At 52.5% G+C, this 17,881-nt stretch carries 13 protein-coding genes; 10 read left to right on the plus strand and 3 right to left on the minus strand.

Features of this window, described 5'->3' with window-relative positions:
• Nucleotides 1–48 precede the first annotated feature (48 nt).
• The 3 genes from B3M32_RS12280 to B3M32_RS12290 all read left to right on the plus strand — a co-directional run bounded on the left by B3M32_RS12280 (nucleotide 49) and on the right by B3M32_RS12290 (nucleotide 3,017).
• Nucleotides 49–1,302 carry a hypothetical protein gene (locus B3M32_RS12280; protein WP_290747317.1) on the plus strand — a complete coding sequence of 418 codons (1,254 nt, stop codon included), beginning with the start codon at nucleotides 49–51 and terminating at the stop codon, nucleotides 1,300–1,302.
• Nucleotides 1,302–2,090, plus strand: coding sequence for a tRNA (N6-threonylcarbamoyladenosine(37)-N6)-methyltransferase TrmO (gene tsaA, locus B3M32_RS12285; RefSeq protein ID WP_290747319.1), 789 nt, complete (start codon nucleotides 1,302–1,304; stop codon nucleotides 2,088–2,090). The genes B3M32_RS12280 and tsaA overlap by 1 nt, the downstream gene beginning before the upstream one ends.
• Nucleotides 2,091–2,177: 87 nt before the next feature.
• On the plus strand, nucleotides 2,178–3,017 hold the full coding sequence (locus B3M32_RS12290; protein WP_290747321.1) for a hypothetical protein: 840 nt from the start codon (nucleotides 2,178–2,180) through the stop codon (nucleotides 3,015–3,017).
• Between the two features lie 8 nt (nucleotides 3,018–3,025).
• On the opposite strand, the gene B3M32_RS12295 is transcribed toward B3M32_RS12290, so the two are convergent.
• Entirely contained in the window at nucleotides 3,026–3,574 is a 549-nt protein-coding gene (locus B3M32_RS12295; RefSeq protein ID WP_290747323.1) for an NUDIX hydrolase, read from the minus strand.
• A 119-nt stretch (nucleotides 3,575–3,693) separates the two neighbouring features.
• Here B3M32_RS12295 and B3M32_RS12300 point away from each other — a divergent pair, with 119 nt between their 5' ends.
• Nucleotides 3,694–4,827 (plus strand): GGDEF domain-containing protein, encoded by a 1,134-nt coding sequence (locus B3M32_RS12300; protein ID WP_290747324.1) that lies wholly within the window; start codon nucleotides 3,694–3,696, stop codon nucleotides 4,825–4,827.
• Between the two features lie 80 nt (nucleotides 4,828–4,907).
• Here B3M32_RS12300 and B3M32_RS12305 read toward each other — a convergent pair whose 3' ends face one another.
• On the minus strand, nucleotides 4,908–6,092 hold the full coding sequence (locus tag B3M32_RS12305) for an MFS transporter (RefSeq protein ID WP_290747325.1): 1,185 nt from the start codon (nucleotides 6,090–6,092) through the stop codon (nucleotides 4,908–4,910).
• Between the two features lie 133 nt (nucleotides 6,093–6,225).
• On the opposite strand from B3M32_RS12305, the gene B3M32_RS12310 reads away from it, so the two are divergent.
• The 4 genes from B3M32_RS12310 to B3M32_RS12325 are packed head-to-tail and all read left to right on the plus strand — an operon-like array spanning nucleotide 6,226 to nucleotide 13,765.
• Nucleotides 6,226–6,810 (plus strand): DUF1007 family protein, encoded by a 585-nt coding sequence (locus tag B3M32_RS12310; RefSeq protein WP_290747326.1) that lies wholly within the window; start codon nucleotides 6,226–6,228, stop codon nucleotides 6,808–6,810.
• Nucleotides 6,811–6,856: 46 nt separating this feature from the next.
• The gene (locus B3M32_RS12315) at nucleotides 6,857–8,965 is read left to right on the plus strand and encodes a hypothetical protein (RefSeq protein WP_290747328.1); all 2,109 of its coding nucleotides are present in this window, start codon (nucleotides 6,857–6,859) and stop codon (nucleotides 8,963–8,965) included.
• Nucleotides 8,966–8,983: 18 nt separating this feature from the next.
• On the plus strand, nucleotides 8,984–10,330 hold the full coding sequence (locus B3M32_RS12320) for a hypothetical protein (RefSeq protein ID WP_290747330.1): 1,347 nt from the start codon (nucleotides 8,984–8,986) through the stop codon (nucleotides 10,328–10,330).
• 33 nt (nucleotides 10,331–10,363) lie between these two features.
• Nucleotides 10,364–13,765, plus strand: a complete 3,402-nt coding sequence (locus tag B3M32_RS12325; RefSeq protein ID WP_290747332.1) for a hypothetical protein — start codon at nucleotides 10,364–10,366, stop codon at nucleotides 13,763–13,765.
• Between the two features lie 11 nt (nucleotides 13,766–13,776).
• Here B3M32_RS12325 and B3M32_RS12330 read toward each other — a convergent pair whose 3' ends face one another.
• On the minus strand, nucleotides 13,777–14,937 hold the full coding sequence (locus B3M32_RS12330) for a class I SAM-dependent RNA methyltransferase (protein WP_290747334.1): 1,161 nt from the start codon (nucleotides 14,935–14,937) through the stop codon (nucleotides 13,777–13,779).
• Between the two features lie 143 nt (nucleotides 14,938–15,080).
• Between B3M32_RS12330 and B3M32_RS12335 the strand changes: the two genes are divergently transcribed.
• Together B3M32_RS12335 and B3M32_RS12340 are read left to right on the plus strand one after the other, a co-directional pair.
• On the plus strand, nucleotides 15,081–16,184 hold the full coding sequence (locus B3M32_RS12335) for a PD-(D/E)XK nuclease family transposase (RefSeq protein ID WP_290747335.1): 1,104 nt from the start codon (nucleotides 15,081–15,083) through the stop codon (nucleotides 16,182–16,184).
• A 44-nt stretch (nucleotides 16,185–16,228) separates the two neighbouring features.
• Complete coding sequence (locus tag B3M32_RS12340) at nucleotides 16,229–17,320, plus strand: FISUMP domain-containing protein (protein ID WP_290747337.1); 1,092 nt, start codon at nucleotides 16,229–16,231, stop codon at nucleotides 17,318–17,320.
• The last annotated feature ends 561 nt before the right edge of the window (nucleotides 17,321–17,881 follow it).

Genomic DNA, 17,881 nt, shown 5'->3' on the forward strand with positions numbered 1-17,881 from the left:
TTTGCGCCGAAAAAATATATGTTTAGAAGCAGAAAAAGGAGAACGATTATGAATAAACTGCTTCAAAAGTCGTTCGTGGCTTTCGCCGCGTCGGTGTTCCTGATGGCATGTGGTGACGATGATTCCTCTTTTGATGCACCGGAAAAGCCTAAAGGGGATTACTGCAAGGTCATTTCAGAGGATCCGCTTGTGATAGAGGCGTCCGAAGATGGCGTCTACAGCAAGACCTCGTTCGACTTCAAGGACAGCATAGTTCGGGAGACAATCAAGCTGAATAGCTCGGAAGCGATGGAACTGGCCTGCTCCAATTACAAGTCCGATCCCGATTATAGCTCGGTTGTATGTGAAGACAATACCGTTATTGCGGTTGGCGGTGAAGATTTTTCTTATAGCGACTTCGAAATATTCAAGCAGCTGATTATCGATGCGTGCGATGGCTTTGATGGCGGAAGCGATAAACCGTCATCAAGTTCCATCAAGTCTTCTTCGAGCAGCGTCAAGAGATCTTCGAGTTCGCAAGTTCAGTCTTCCAGCTCCGTGCAGTCCTCCAGTTCGCAGGGATATTCTGCGGTAGAAATTACGCCCATTAGCAGCTCTTCAAAGATAGAGGGCGAAAAGGTTGTCGCCAGCAATGCCGATGAACTGGATTGCCCCGAAGAAGAACCTGCCGACCTGACCGGATTCGATGTGGCGTATGAATTCAGCGATCCGTACGACATGGGACATGACTATGTCGGCAAGGAGAACGCCTATTTGAAAAGTGACGTGAAGGCGGTCAGTGCCGAGTGCAGCGCGATTGTCTTGGATGGGACTAACGGCCTGTACATCCCGTTGAGCGATGTGTTCAAGAACAAGGGGTTTGTTTTCGAAGTCCGCTTTATGCCGTTGCAGGAATCTTCCATGGGAAACATCTTTGTCGCCGAACCGCCGGGAAGCGGTAAGACGGGGTGGCAGCTCCGCCTGGATGGCGACGAGGTCCGGTTCCATTACCGCGATGCAGAGATGTCTTCGTCTTGGAATACCTCGACGGTGGGTGAGGTTACCCTGAATGAATGGCATGTTGTCCGTGTGAAGATTTTCCCTGCAAAGTCGGAACTTTCCGGGGTCGTATTCTATTCTCTGAATCTTTCCCTGGATGGAAGCATCCGCTATGCGTCCGAATTCAAGGCGGATCTTTCGAAACTGGAATTCAATCTGGGTATTGGTTATGATTCGATGAATCAGAGTAACCATGCAGACAGGTTCTTTGTCGGTAAGATTGACTATATCCGTTATGGGAGAATTACGGAAGACGGCCTGTAATGCAGATTGAACCGATTGGAATATTTCACGGCGATGCCGTTTACAAGTATGACGCTCCTCGACAGGGGCGTCTTTTTGCGGGGCATCCGGGGCGCATTGAGCTTGCTCCGGGCAGGAATTTCGAAACGGCGCTTCGCGATTTGGAAGGCTTTGAACGCATCTGGGTGATTTTCCAGTTTCACGAGAACGAGGGCTGGCGCCCGACGACGCGGCCGCCCGTGCCAGCTCCGGGACGGGAACGCGTCGGAACTTTTGCAAGCCGCAGTCCTTACCGCCCGAATCCGATAGGGCTTTCTTGTGTCCGCCTTCTCAAGGTAGACGGACTGACCTTGTACGTAGACGAATCCGATTTGTTGGACGGTTCTCCCATACTCGATATCAAGCCGTATGTTCCGCTTGCCGATGCGTTTCCGGAGGCAAAGGCCGGCTGGGTCGATGAACAGTCGGCCGAGTCGTGGACTCTGGAAATGACGGAGTCCTTTGCGGAACAGTGCCGCTGGCTTGCGGAAAACTCCCCGTTCGACCTGGAAAGTTTTGTGCGTGTCCAACTGGTTCGCGGACCGTTCGATGTGACGCGAAAACGTATTTCCCTGAACGAAGAAGACTGTTCCGGAGTGCTCGCGTACAGGACTTTCCGTATAAGTTTCCGTTACGACACCCAGGGAAAGTGTATTTTCTTGGATAGAATTTATTCGGGATATTCCAAGTTGGAATTGGATGATTTTAACGATATTTACGCAGATAAGGCTGTTCACAGGGCGTTTTTGGCCCGGTTTGACGTGTCGTAGAACACAAAAAGACAAAATCTCCTTTTAGGCCGATTCTTTTTGGCACGGAAGAATTTATTTTCGTGTAGAATGTAAGGAGAAAAAACTATGCGTACGACACAGAAGATTCACTGGGCCTGGGCTCTTGTTTTGCCCTTCGCCTTCTTTGTGGCATGCTCTTCGGATTCGTCTGTCCAGGTATTGACCCCGGACGGCAAAGTCTATGACGAAGATGAGTACGCCTCCCTTGCCGAAAGCGGGATTGTCGATGCGCAAGGGAACATTATCGACGAGGGCTCTCCTGAGGCTAGAAAAATGTCTTCGAATTCAGCGAAGGCCGAATCCGCCTCGAGCGAAAAGAAGTCTTCGAGCTCCGCCAAGGCCGAGTCCAGTTCGGACAAGGCAGCGTCTTCGAGCTCCGCCAAGGCCGAGTCCAGTGCAGACAAGGCAGCGTCTTCGAGTTCTGCCAAGGCCGAGTCCAGTGCAGACAAGACAACGTCTTCAAGTTCCGAAAAGGTAGACTCCAGCTCGGACAAAGAGGAATCGAGTTCTTCTGAACCGGAATCGAGCAGTGCTGAACCGGGCAAGCAAACGGTAGCCAATACGGCTGAAGGCGATTTCTCCTTTGGTACAGACGACATGAAGGAGGTTTCCGAGTCTGCTCAGTCCGAGCTTGACAGCCTGAAGCAAATTCTGGATGAAGGTGGAACTGTAGAGGGCTTCGAAAAGACCGATATGGAATTCAACGAAGAAACATTGCCTGTCGAAGTGTTTGACGAGATGGATATCTTCTGCTTTACGGGCGAGGGTGAATGGTTGCAGATTACCAAGGAAACGCTCGGCGAGTACATTCCGCATTACAGGAACGATCATGCCTGGGGTAACCTGAGACATTTCGATATCAAGTTCATGGATGCCTGCGAGGCAGTCTATATCAGGCACAAATAGCTAACGGATTATAAAGCACGGGTAGCAAGTTTCCACTTGAAGTAGCCCGCTATTTGTAGCGGATGGTTGAATGTGCCGTCCGCTATTTTCTTTTGCAATTCTTCGTCGCTCAATTCGCGTGATTCAATATCTTCGTTGCTGTCGAAGTGCGTACTTCCGCCCTTGACAACATTGTCGATAAAGACGACGTGAAACTTGCCGCGGTGCCTGTCCGGATTCACGGGATAGACTCCTAGGTACTTGACATTTTCGTGAGTGCCGCAGAACGCCACTTCTTCCTGTAACTCGCGCAAGGCGGCCTGTTCGGGAGATTCGCCTTTGTCGAGGATCCCGGCAGGGAATTCAAGTGCGATTTGTCCGGAACCATGACGGTACTGCTCTGTCATGACCCACTTGCCTTCAGCCGTGCGGGCGAGAATCAGTACCCAGTCGGGTTGCCATAGCGTATAGAAATCGTCGATGACCTTGCCGTTCGGGAGTTCGCATTTTTCCTTGGCGACTTTCAGCCAGGGGGCATCTACCAGGTATTCTTTATCGAGCTGTTTCCAGGGTTCCATGATGGAGAATGTAGTAAATAGCGGACAAAGTGGAGTGGAATGGTGACCTTAAACACAGCTGCTTCTGAAATTTGACCTGGTTTTGGACTTTTTTTTGAATTGTGTGTATTTTATCCAACATGAGCGTTTTTTTGTTTTACATATACGTGAGTCTCGGATGTGCAAGCGTCTTGACGGTTCTTTTGTATAGTATTCAGAGGCTCCCGACGCCGCAGTTGAAGTTTACACTGTTTTACAGGCTGGTGCTGTGGCATATCCTTTATTTTCTGAGCGACTCTGTTTGGGCGATGGTGAATGACGGTATCATCCCGAAGAATACGTTCAGCGTTCTGGCGGTGAACTACTCGAACGCGGCTATTCTGGCAGCACTGTGCTACAGCTGCTTCATTTATGCGGAAATGAGTACGCGCCCGGAGATGACTCGCATGCAGATTCGCAATCTCCAGGCGAAGTTGCGGATTCCCATTTTGGCGGAGATTGTGCTGCTGTTCCTTTCGTTCCTGACAATGCCCGATTTCTGGCTGGACGAAAACCTGGAACCGCGCGACCTGTATTACTTCATCTTGGCGTTTATCCCGATTGTCTATATCATGGTGGTGACGGTTCGTTGCATAGCCCGCGGCCTCAAGCCGCAGAACCGGCAACACCTTAAGAAGTACCTCATCGTGGCGAGCTATACTCCGGGCTGCATCGTCGCGGGCGGGGCGCAAATCCTGTTTTCGCTGACGACCCCGATATTCTGCTTCTGGTGTACGTTGATTATCCTATTTGTCTACCTGAATTCGCAGAACCAGCTGATTTCGACGGACCCCTTGACAGGGCTCAATAACCGCAACCAGTTGCAGCGTTACCTGCAGTTGCAGCGCGAGGCGAAAGATACCTTCGTGATTATGGTGGACGTGGACCACTTCAAGCAGATTAACGATACTTATGGGCATATCGAAGGAGACAAGGCTCTCATCCTTATTTCGAAGGCTCTCAAGAAGGCTTGTGGTCGGTTGAAGATGTCGGTATTCCTTTGTCGCTACGGTGGAGACGAATTCCTGATGATTGCACAGACAAAAAAACCGGATGACGTGCTCAAGATCGTCAGGGATAGCCTGCAAGAAGAAATCGCGAACCGTGAAGGCCCGCAGACTTACTCGATCGAGGTGAGCTTGGGATATGCCCGCTGGGACGGGGACGTGGCAAACTTCAAGGACTGCGTTGCCCACGCCGACCAGAAGATGTACGAAGACAAGCGCTCCGCTTAATAGGAATGTGGGGTGTGAAGTGTGAGGTGTTAACCGCAGTTCACGAGATTGATGGTTCCTCGGCCTTCGGCCAAGGATGACTAACCTTCCAGCTTATTTCTCAAATAGTGACGGGCCGTCCATGCGAAATACAGAACATCGGCGACGACAAGTGCCACGGCGCAGGCGAAAAATACCTGCCGGTGCATGCCGAAGTGCTCGGCCATCGAGCCGCCCACGAGAATGCCGATACCGATGCCGATATCCCAGCCGCTGAGGTACGTGCTGTTCGCGGTACCGCGCTGGTCGTGCCGGGCGAGGTTCACGCACATCGTCTGGTAGCCGGGGAAAATGAGCCCGAGGCTCGTGCCGATAAGGAATGCCGATGCGAAGAACGTGACGGGGGAGTGGCTGAATGCGAGCATGAAGTAGGCGATGATATTCAAGGTCATGCCCGTGCCCACGAGATGCACGAGGTAGCCCTTGTCTATAAGACGACCGGTCATGATGCGGTTCAAAATTAGCCCTGCGGCGATGAGCGCGTAGAACCAGCCGGATCCGCCGATGCCGAGTTCCTTCGCGTAGAGCGCGATGTAGTTGGTGACGGGGCCGTAGGCGAACCCTACGAAGATGAAGTTCGCGAATTGCGGGACGGCGCGCGTGAGGAAGAACCTGTCGAGCGAAAGCGGTGCGTGAGGCTTCTTTTCTTTCGGGGCGACCTTGAGCGTCTGCACTAGAACAAGTCCGATGACGCACAGGATAATCGAAATCGCGAAGACGATGGAATCGCCAAAGGCCTCGTACAGAAACATGCCTGTCATGGGGCCCGTGGCAAATGCGAGGTTCACGCTGATGCCGAAGTAGCCGATGCCTTCGCCGCGACGGCTTGCAGGGAGTGCGTCGATAGCGACCGTGTTGCTTGCGGTCGTAGAAATCCCGAAGCACAGCCCGTGCATAAAACGCAATACGGCGAGCAGCGGGACGAGCCCGAGCGTCTTGTAACCGACGAAGCAGAGCGTGAACGCGAAGAAGGTCCAAAAGTACAGCGGTTTGCGGCTGAGCGTGTCGACCAGGAAGCCCGCGAAGGGGCGGCAGGCGAGTGCACCGATAGTGTAGAGCGAAATGACGATGCCCGCCGTCGCATTGTCGGTCTGGAACTTCTCGATGATGAACATCGGGAGGATAGGCAGCAACTGGTAGAAGCTGAAGAACAGCAAGAAGTTCGCCGCTGCGCAAGTCGTGAAGTTCCGCGTCCAGAGAGCCGGTCTTGTATTCGCGTCCGTCATATTCAAATATCCTGCCGCAAAGATAGGAATTTTGGGGGACTTTTCAAAGGAAATAAGCTATATTCAAAAAACAGGAAAAGTTTATGGCTGTCGCAAACAAGGTGGCGAAGATTTCATGAGTCGGAGTTCAAAAGTGGGCTGTTTGGTCGTCCTGATCTGCTTGCTGTCTTTCGCCGTTTCGGCGTATGCCCATCCACATGTCTTTGCCGATGTGGGCGTTGTCGCCGAGTTTGACCAGGGCGGCTTTGTCGGGATCCGCAACCATTGGGTGTACGACGAAATGTACAGTTCGGCCCTGGTTTCGTCTGCGGGACATTCGGGGGGCGGGAGCTTCTCGGATAGGGAGAGCGAGTGGCTCAAGGCGGCCATATTGGGACCGATAGCGGAGAAAAACTATTATAACTACGTCCAGGCGGAGGCCTCGTTCCTCAAGGCCGAGGGCATAAGGAATTTCAAGGCGTCGATGAAGGGTGGAAAGCTCGTGCTGGACTTCTTGGTGGCTTTCTCTGTGCCGGTGGTTTCGGACTATACCATGCTTGTTATCGTGGTGTCGGACCCGACGAACTACATCCAGATGACGACGGACATGGAAAATGCGGACGTTTCTGCCCCAAAGGGCCTCGAGGTGGAGTTTTTTGCCGACGGATTGGAAGGATTGACCCTCTTTAGGGGGTTCCGGTCGGAAATCCAGGGACTTTATCTGAGATTTAAGCGTTGAAGTGCTATATTTTAGCACAAATGTAAACAAAAGGGAATAAAAAAGTATGAAAATAACAAAGTCACTGTTGGCCTGCGTCCCGGTTGCACTTTTGGTTTCGTGTAACCTGAATTCCTCGGATGAAGGTGCTACCAAGGTCTCTAACTACGAAAAACTGCCGAACTGCTCGACCAAGGAGAGCATTTCGGGAAAGAGCCCTGTTGGCGAAAAGGTTTACATAGAGGAAGAAGAATCTACGTACCTTTGCACCGATTCCGGTTGGGTCCTGAGTTCCGTGATGGACATGGAAAGCCTGCCTGCGTGCCCCACCAAGCGTGGGACGAACCTGGGTATGAAGATCTATGTCGAAAATGACTCGATTTATTACCTGTGCGTAAAATCCGGTTGGACCGAGTCCGATTCTTCGGAAGGAGATGGCGAAATTCCTGTCCCCGAGTTCGATAATAGCTTGGTGGTTGGCTATGCGAACGCTATCGGACCCTTTGTCGAGGGAGGCCGTGTCGAACTGCGCGAGGCGATCATCAAGACCGGGGATACCCTGGTTGTTTCGGATTCCGCCTTTGCCGGAAGCGTTTCGGGCAAGACGGGCTATTTCACGATTCCCGGCGTGACGACCTATTCGAACTTCGGCGTTGTGACTGTCAAGGGCCTGTTCAAGGACGCTCTGACGGGCGAAGTCTCGGGCGACAGCCTTGAACTTACGGCCTTTGTCGACCTGAATAACGAACTGAAAATAGACGTTTTCGCCAACTTGCAGTTCGGCCGTATCAAGACCTTGCTTGCCAAGGGATACGAACCGCGCGCAGCCATGGATCTTTCTGAAAAGGAGATTTCTGCGGCGTTCGGCGTCAAGGAAGGTGACGACATCAGTACGGCCAGGCTGGCAATTGCGTTGCTGCTGCGTTCCAATGTGGACGAGGCTGATTTTGTCGACATGATTGCTTCTCTGACTGAAGACTTTGCCGACAACGGCGTCTGGGACGACGATGCTTCCCGTACAAGTCTTGCCGATTTCGCCTTCAATATCGAGAATCTCAAGCTGAAGGACGAAGATACCGACGAAATCCTGCTGAAGTTGAACGACTACCGCAAAAACCTGGAAGCTTTTGGCATGGACAATGTCCCCGGCTATGAGGAATTCTACAACAAGTTCTGGGTCGATGCCTATGGCCTTGGAATTTGTGGGAGCGGCCGCCAGGACGTGGTGATGATTAACCAGAACGACAAGAGCGACAGTGCAAGTGCCTATTTCACTTGCAGCAACCTCAGCTGGGTTGTGTCGACCGATTTTGAACGCGATACCGTTGGCCTGGGCAATGCTCCCGACGGTACGCTCCACGAGGGTAACGTGGATAACGAAAAACTTTACGTTTTCGATACCACGGGATTTGGTGCTGGCCAGACGATCCGCTGGAAAGAAGCCGATTCCATTACCGAGGTTATCGGCAAGGCTTGTACGGACTACGAAGATGTGGTTTATACGGTCTCGAAGACCAAGGACGAGGATGACAATGAAATCTATTACGGCTGCGTCAACCGCACCTGGTCTGCTGCCGGCATGTATTCCGCCGAAATCGGTTACATGTGCAATCCGGATGCCAAGAATGTTGTCGAAAAGTTCAAGAAGGACGGAACCGAAACGTACGCCCGTTGCCACGAAACCAAGATGGAGGATCCTGTCGATGGCTCGGTGAGCTACAGCTATGGCTGGGCTCCCTCCGATGAGGCAAACTATGGTTTGCGCGACCATGAGTGCGAACCCTACGAGATTGTCAAGAGCGGTTCCAAATACTATTACTGCGAGGATGCCGATAAAGTGAATTACACGGAAGCTACCGAAGACGATGTGGAACTTGGCGCATGCCGAAAAGCTTTGGATGGCTCTATCAAGACATACAAGAAAGACGGCGCCGATGTCTACCGTGCCTGTCAGGAAGTGCGCGAAAATACATGGTCGTGGGCGAATACGAATGAGGACACCTACAAGATAGGCAAGGTCTGTAATGCGGATAGCTTTGGCTCCAACGGAACCATAGGGACGGATTCCTACATTTGCTCTTGCCGCGTGTATGACACATCCTTGGCTGGTTACAGAAACGCCGTAACGGCTGACGAATGCAATGCTGCTTACCCGTTCCAGTGGATCAAGCAATAAGAGAGAGGAGGGTTTATCATGAATTTTAAGAATATGTTTGCAATGACTTTCGTTTGTGCCGCTGTTGCTTTTGCCCAGCAGGCCGCTCCCGCTGCTCCCGCTACAACCGAAGCTCCGGCTCCTGCGGCACAGCCTGCTGTACAGCAGGATGCCCAGCAGGCCGCTCCCGCCCAGCCCGCTGCAGAACAGGCCGCCGTGTCGGATTCTACCGCCAAGGAATTGCCGAAGTCCGAAACCAAAGTGGAACAGAAGTCCGAAGAAAAACCGGCTGAACAGGTTGCCGAAGCTCCTGCCAAGGAAGAACCCGTGAACAAGGGTCCCTTCGACGTACTGCACGGCAATGCCTACAATTCCGTAGGCAACGAGGCTGCCGCGGATAACGTAGATGCGCTCCTTGGCCGTCCGGACAAGTTCTTTGGCCAGAAGTTCTTCTATATCGAACCGGCTGCCGAACGCGGCGTCGTTTCGCTCGGCAGGTTCTTCGCCGCCATGGACGTTTCGGGTGATGTCGGCAGGGCCACTGCCGGTTACGCCGCGAAGGGTTTCGGTGCCGAAGTCCGCTTGGGCCTCGGACAGTATGCCATTGAAGGCGACAACGGCAAGAAGAGCGGTTCCAATGCCGGTGACGACTGGGGCTTTACCGTGTCGAAGGTCTTGGGCAACTTCGTGCTTGCCTTGAATACCGACTGGACCACCTTTGCCGAAGAAAACAATGTCGAACCCGAGGTGGGCAAGTCTGTCGAAGAGAACTATCGTGACTTGAGCGTGGCACTTTCTTTCTCGAACGCCCCGTCTGCGGTCAAGCATTTCTGGTCTGCCGGCGTGCAGTTCGTGCGTCATGACAACGAGCAGACTGTCGGCGGAGACGTGAAGAACGAAGATGTCGATTCCCATATTCGCATTGCCCCGTTCTTTAATTACGGTACTCCGGCTCTGGTGTCGGACCGCGCCCGTTTGCTGCTTGGTTTGAATACGTCGGTTCCGGTCACCATGTACGACGATCAGGAACTGATCGATGAAGAAGCCGGCGATACGGTCAAGACGTCCCTCATGGATTTCGGCGTTATGCTCAGCCCGAACATCCTGGGCGAAGTGGCCGTGATTCCGTCTTTGATGCTCTTTGGACAGGCCTCTTATAACTGGCGCGTGTTCGATTACCGCTCGGGAACGGATGCGACGGATGACGAATATACGGCCATGGAAAGCGTCGCCAACCAGGTGACGGCTACGGTCGGCTTGCGTTTCCAGTACCAGAACCTGATCGCTTGCGAATTTGCTTTCGGCGACTCGTTCTTTACGGATACCAAGTCCATATTTAACGGCGAAGGCGTGTTCATCAAGTTCGGTGGATTTGTCTATTTCTAATTGAATGATTCTGGAGTGTCTATGAGGTACGCTATGGAACGAATTAAGCTTTGGGGTGTTTTCCTGGCATTGGCGTTGTCCCTTGTCGCCTGCGGCGATTCGGAAAGCGTTGAAGAGGATGAGCCTCTGAACTTGACGTTCGTGGCGAACGTTCAGGACCTCCAGTATTGTAACAAGGACATCTTCGGCAAGGTGATGTATGTCGCCGTGGAGTTGTCGTACTTCGTGTGCACAAGCGAAGGCTGGTCCCCCGTGGATTCTTCTACGGCGGAACGCCTGATTGCCGCCTACGAGGCCGCCCAGATCCAGAGTTCTTCTTCGTCCTTGGAACCCGGACAGGAAGCGAAGGCACATCTTCCGCCGGTAAGAGTCGAGTCGGTCTCTGTTTACGGTGTTGCCCAGAAAGGGCCTTTTGTCACGGGATCTTCGGTCTCGATTTTCAGCCTGGACTCTATGCTGAATGCGCTGCCTGCAAAGTATGGCGGCACGGTGGTTGGAGATTCCGGACTTTTCGTAATCAATAACGTCGCGTTTCCGTCCCAATATGCGTTGGTGCAGGTTTCTGGGTTCTACATGCACGAGGTCACGGGTAAAAAGACCAATGGCATGAAGACGACGCTCAATGCCCTGGTAGACTTGAGCACGGGGCAGCAGGTGAATGCGAACGTGAATATCTTCACCCACCTGGAATTCTTGAGAGCTCGCCAGCTTGTCACGACGCAGAATTACAATGTCCCGGCGGCGAAACGCCGTGCGACACAAGAAATCCTGGCCGCTTTTGGCTTTTCGACAGACGAATCGAACCTGATGGCTACGGACTTGTCCCTTGCCGATACGAGTGTCGCCGGTAAGACGCTGTACATGGCGTCTATCTTGCTGCAGGGCGACCTGACGCCTGACAAGTTCAGCCACAGGTTATCCGGAATTACGGACTTTTTCTCCAGGACGGGAACGCTTGATACGACTGCCCTCATTGCAGAATTTGCCGACTGGGCGAGCGCTGCCGAAGCTTCCGGCACGTACGAAACTATTCGTCTGAACATGATGAACATGAAGGTGACTCCCTTTATTCCGGATTTTGGAAGTTTCCTTTATTCTTTCTGGACGAGCGTGTACGGATTCCCGGTCTGCAACAAGGATGCGGAATATATGGTCGTGAAAAACGAGAACATGTATAGCTCCAACTATGGTGCCGGATATGTCTGTTCTAACAACCATTGGCACAAGTCCACTGTTCTTGACGAGGAACTTGGCTTTTGCGTAGCTGGCAAGGAAGGCGAGTTCAAGATGCGCGATGCGGACGGCGTGGAAGAGTATTACGTTTGCTGGAACGGAGCGTGGATCCAGATCGATGAAACGCAGTACGAACTCAAGAGCTGTACCCAGAAGCGGAACATGGAACATGTAAAGACCAGGGCGGGCGAGTATTTTGTCTGCCGCGATCAGCAGTGGAAGAAAATAGATTCTGTAACTTACGAATTGAAAATCTGCACGAAGGACCGTGCGAACGAACTTGCCATGACAAGGGCGGGCGTCAACTATGTATGCGAATGGAACGGAGCCGAGGGTGCCTGGCGCAAGGCGACGGCAATGGAAAACCGTTTCGGCGTCTGCTACGAGGGCTTGAAGAAAGACGCGGATTCTGTCGTGTTCGACCCTAGCGAAGAAAGGAAGTTGCTTATGGAACCCAATCCCGACGTGTTCCTGTGTGACAAGGGTTCCTGGAAGAGAGGGTCCATGACGGATGGCGGTGCCGGCTTCTTCTGCGGCCCCGACAATGACGGCAAGGCGGTCGAAACGTATTTTGATTCAATATATACGGATGCCGGGAGCAGGTATTTCTTTGTCCGCGGTTTTGGCATGTGCAAAGATGGCGAATGGGTTAAGCTGGACGAACTGGAATACAGGTGGGGCGCCTGTGTCGATTCCTTAATCGGGAAAATGGTAGAAACGGCTGCCCATAAGTATTACGTGTGCTCCAGTGACGATTGGCAGGAAATAGATTTTGCAACCTTCACGACCGGGAAGTATTGCGGTGCGTATTCGGCCGACACGCTTGTGTACGAAGGCTTTGTATGCGAGTATAATATGGGCCGCTATGCATGGCGCGAAGCGACGGAAGAAGAAAAGGAGACCGGTAGGACATGCCGCTTCCAGAATGCAAATACAGTCGTGTCTGGCTATGCTTGCGACTATACGACTAGCTACATGTGGAGAAAGGCTTCTGCGGAGGAGAAAACGACGGGTGTCGTATGTAACAGGACCATTGCGGATTCGGTCTTGAACGGGTATGCCTGCGAGTACAAAATGGGAGAATACCAATGGAGAACCGCTTCGTCGGGAGAAAGCGCCGCGGGCAGAGTTTGCTCGGCAAGCATGGAAAACAGATTCTCGTCTAAAAAGGATTTTGTCTGCCAATATGACTATAGCACGGGTACTTATGCTTGGCGCAGTGTCGATGCGGCTGAGAAGGAGCTGGGATACCTTTGTCTGGGGGACAATGTGGATGAACTGGATTCTACCAAGACATACGTTTGCGTAAAAAATACTGCCGGCTACCGTTGGCGCAAGGCTTCTGCGTCGGAACTAGCCCTGGGTGGCGGCTGTACCGTTGCCAGGGCTGTCTTGGGCAGGATTTATGCGGATTCTGTCTGTGTGTCTTCGGGAGTTCCTCGTTGGAGGGCCGCTACGGCCATTGAAAAGGCTGCCGGTGGTGTTTGCAATTCCGTGTATGCCCGTTACAATTCGTTGCATGAGGGCTATTTCTGCCTGACAACGGGATGGCGTGCCGCTTCTTCGTCGGAAAAGCTTGTTGGCAAGCCCTGTAATACGACCTATTACAAAATGTTCTATAGTCCTTCTAGGGTCAATTATCGGTGCCAGGATACGGTTGCGCATTTGTGGACCAGAAATACGGGGTCGTTTACATATGTCGATACACGTGAAACCGTGTCGTATACCTATTCTTACCTGGATATTCGTCACAACAATTCCGTAAGCATAGATACCATAATGCTGGAAGACCTCCATTACGTAGGCTCCGGTGTTTTAAAAACCGATTACTGGTGCTATAATTGTGATTACTATGGGATGTTGTACAAGTGGACGTTTGCGATGGGGTTGCCGGACTCTTATTCCAGTAAATTGGCAAATATGAGTGGAACCAGAAGAGGAATTTGTCCTGCTGGATGGCATGCGCCGTCGCCTTCGGAAATGAGTTTCTCGTTCACGAGGTCGTACGGTATGTATAACTATCCTTACGGAAACTATAGCTCTGTATTGAATACCACGCAAGTCGACCCGTGTTGGTGGACGACAGGGGAATATGACGCTACTGCCGCAAAGGCTGTCATAATGGATGACATGGATTCCCTGCGGGTTGTGACAAGACGAAAAACGGATGGTTGTTACCTCCGCTGTATAAGGAATAAATAGTTAGCCGATTCCTATTTCTTTTCGAGAGAAACGATGGTTTCGAGGTGCGGGGTGCCGGGGAACAAGTCGAGCGGCTGCACTTCGCGCACGCGGTAGCCGTAACGTTCCCATTCCTTGAGCGAGGAGGGAATCTCGTCGGTGCCGCAGAACACGTGACAAACGCGGATGGGCTTGCGCATGGCGAGCGCATGGATGACGCCGGGTTCGCAGCCCTTGCGGGGCGGGTCGAGCAATATCTTCTCGGGTTCGCCGGGGATGGGCCGCGGGAGTCTCGTCTGCACGAACATCTCGTCGATTTTGCCTGCGACAAAGCGGTAGTTTTTCTTGAGGAACTTCGCGGAAGCCTTCGCGCTTTCGATGGAGAGGCCTTCCCATTCCACGCCGAGTACCGACTTGGCGGCTTCGCCGAGTGCAAAACTGAACAGCCCGTATCCGCAGTACAAATCCAGGAAATGGTCTTCCTTGCTTAAGCTCAGGAGACGGCTCGCCGCCTTGATGAGGTTGTGAATCTGGCTCTCGTTGATCTGGCTGAATCCCGTGACGGGGTACTTGAGGCGGAAATGCCCGAGGTCGAGCGTGAGGTCGCGCGGGCCGTAGAGCTGCTTGAAGTCGAGGCCGTCGGTGGGGCGTTTCGATTCCAGGTAGTAGTCCGATTCGGTCGTGTCCACGTAGGCGTGCGCCGCGGTCACGTGGAGAGGCGATTCCTTCAGGGCGTCCGAAATCAGCTTTAGCTTGCGCACGATGCTCGCGTCAATTTTCTTGATGTTGAAAATCACCACGCGGTACTTGTACGTGCCGCGGATAATAATCCAGTTGAGCGCGTAGGCGAGCGGCTTGTATGCGGGCGTGATGAGCTTTTCGAACAGGAAGTCGTAAATCTTGTTGTGTTCCTCGGGTTCGAGCATCGATTCCTGACGGTCGAACTGGAGGTTTCCCGGACGCATTTCTACGCGCCTCTTGCTCGTGGTGCGGTAACCGCGGGGCATGGGGCTTGCGATTATCTTTTGCGGGTTGCCGGCGAGGCGGTTCACGTCCCAGAATTCCTGGATGGCGTCGTTCTTGACTTTAAGCTCGCTTTTGTAGTCGAGCATGGCGAGCGATTCGCCGTGGAGGGAATCGGCTTCGCGGGTGTAGTTCGGAATCTGGTGTGCAATGGCTTGTTCGAAAAACATGTGCCAAATTTAGAAAAGGCGCTCCCCCTTGTAAAAAAAACATTTTTGCCGGAACGTTTTCCGGCAAAAATCCGTTTTATATGGTAGATGGGGACTGCTCCATCCGCCTTGTGGGGGTGTACCCGCGAAAAAAGGAATATAAAATGAATAGGAATTGTGCTGTAATCCGCAAAAAACCTATCCCGGAAGCTTTCAGGGGCAAGGTCTACCTTGACCCGACATACGACCCTGCCTTCAAGGAGTTGTTTGCCAGCAAGGACGCTCTGAAGGACTTCCTCGACGGCGTCCTTGGCCTCGACGGGAACGACAAGATAAAGGATCTTCGCTTCAGGTTCGAGGAACCTGTCGAATTCCGCGTCCCGCAACGCAAGAAGGTCATCTTCGACATCTTCGCTACGACCGGCAGCGGGCGCTTCCTCAACATAGAGATGCAGCGGGTGGAACATGATTTCTTTATCGACAGGGCCATCCTCTACAAGGCATTCCTCGTCATCAAGGGGCGGAAGGAGATGGAGGAATCCCCGGAATTCAAGGCTTTGCCCGGGAAGGAGCAAAAGAAATGCCGCTACCAGTTGCCCGAGACGGTGTCGATCTGGATTTGCGACTTCGATTTACCGTATGCGACGGGCGAATACTTGGACGAGTGGGCGCTTTACAGCAGGCATTCCGTGGACAACGGGAGCGCAGTACCCCTTTCCGAAAAAAATAGGTATATTTTCCTTAGCGTTCCCAACTTCACGAAGTCCGCCGACGAGGTGAATGGGGCTGCCGAAATGTGGCTGTACCTGTTGAACCACGCCCGTGACGGTGGCGAACTTCCGGCTTTCGGTAGCGGAATCGTGGAGGAGGCCCTCGAACGCATCCGCGTGGAAAATGCGGCCGACGAACTTCTATCGGATCAGGAGAAAGACATGTCGCTAAAGGAAGATTACCAAATCGTGCTGGCGAGCGCGACGATCCGTGCCCAGGAAGAAGGCCTCGCAAAAGGTCTTGCCGAAGGTCGTGAGAAGGGCCTTGCAGAGGGCCTTGCGGAGGGTCGCGAGAAGGGCCTTGCGGAGGGTCGCGAGAAGGGCCTTGCGGAGGGTCGCGAGAAGGGCCTTGCAGAAGGTCGCGAGAAGGGCCTTGCGGAAGGTCGTGCGGAAGGACGTGCGGAGGGTCGTGCGGAAGGACAGCGTCAAATGGCTGATTTCCTTCGTTCGAAGGGCGTGTCGGAAGAATTGATAGCGGAAGCGCTTGACCAGAAATAGTAGTTGACGTAATACAGGTGCTTGGTAGTTTCTTGGGGGGCTTTATGAAGAATTTGTTTTATGTTTTTGCACTTGCATTGACGTTCTTGTTCACCGCCTGCGGCGATGATGACAGCAGCAGCTTCGTTGAGCCGGAAAAGGAATCCTCCGACAGCGGCGCTACCCTGAGTGGCGATAGCCACGAAGGATCCAGTCCATCGTCCTGCAGCAGCAAAGATGACAAGTCTAGCAGTAGCGTTTCTTCTTCCTCTGCAAAATCAAGTTCTTCCACAGACACCAAGAGCAGTTCTTCTTTAAAAACTTGCCCTCCGGAAAAAGAAGGGAAAACTAGGACGATTGTGGATTCCGGTGAAAAACAAATATGCCAGAATGGTTATTGGGTACCAATGGAATCTTCTAGTTCTGTCGATGTTAGCAGCAGTAGCTATTTCGACATGACGAACCAGTTTAACGAGAAAGTGTCTTACGGTGAGTTCACGGACCCGCGTGACGGACAAAAATACCGTACGGTGGATATGTATGATGATGTTTTTGAAGTCACCTACACGATTTTTGCAGAGAATCTTAACTACGGTGAGAAAATTCTTGGCGGTACGGTGCAGGGAGATTCAACAAAATATTGTTACGATGACGATACGTGGTACTGCGATAATGGCTGGGGAGGACTCTATACCTGGAGCAACGCCATGGGGTTCCCTGCCGTATGCGACTGTGTATCCATCAGTGCGGAGGCCTGCTCGCAAAAATTTGTTTATCCCAGTGGGCATATCGAGCCTGCGGATTATGTCCAACATCAAGGCGCTTGCCCTGAAGGTTGGCACATAATGAACGGAGGTGAATGGGCCTTCCTATCTGAAATGAGCCGTCGTGATGTCTCTCTTTATATGGGTTCGAAGATTGCGGGTTTCGGCAACGACAACTTGTACGGAATATCCTTACTGCCGGCAGGGTATTGGAATCCTGCAGCTCTAGAGTATGGGCACATTTCAAATTCAGCGTTGTATTGGCTGCCGCGACAGTATCCAGAATATGATGATTGTGCATATCGAGTGGCGGTTCGGACCAATGAATTCAATAAAACCTTTAGAGGTTTAAAAACGCAGGGCTTTTCCGTCCGCTGCGTGAAGGATTACTAATGTTATACTAGTACGGTTATATAACCGTATGGATCCCGGGGCCGCTGGCCCCAGGATGACTGTTGGGATGGTCCTGGCTTTCCAAAAACAAAACCCGAGTTTCGCGGAGCCCGAAGGGACTATTAGTCACGAGGGCGGAGCAGTAACCGCTCTTCAGACGTTCCTAGCGGTATCAGCCCCTAACAGAGCCCCTCTCGTGTTTCTTTGCGGAGAGGAGGCGTTTCGCAAAGCAAACACTTCAACGAAGTGATCGTCGTGAGCCAAAAGCGGCACTGCGCAAGCGTGCCGTGTTGGGGAGAGCGAGTGAGAAACCGGAGGTTTTTCACAAGCTAACGAACGAGCGGTCTGTAGGAGCGTGCGAAATGCCACTCGAAGCAAACATTATTACAAGAATCGTTTTGAACAACTACAAGCGCCTGTATATAACCGGATGGATCCCCCTCGTTACACGCGGGGGATGACTCCTAACCGCGACCATCCCACATTCCACACCCCACATTATATTCCGGGGGTTTTAGGGGGTGTCCCCTTAGGAGTGATGTGAACCCCAAAAGTTGGACA

Source organism: Fibrobacter sp. UBA4309 (assembly GCF_002395745.1).
Taxonomy (GTDB): domain Bacteria; phylum Fibrobacterota; class Fibrobacteria; order Fibrobacterales; family Fibrobacteraceae; genus Fibrobacter.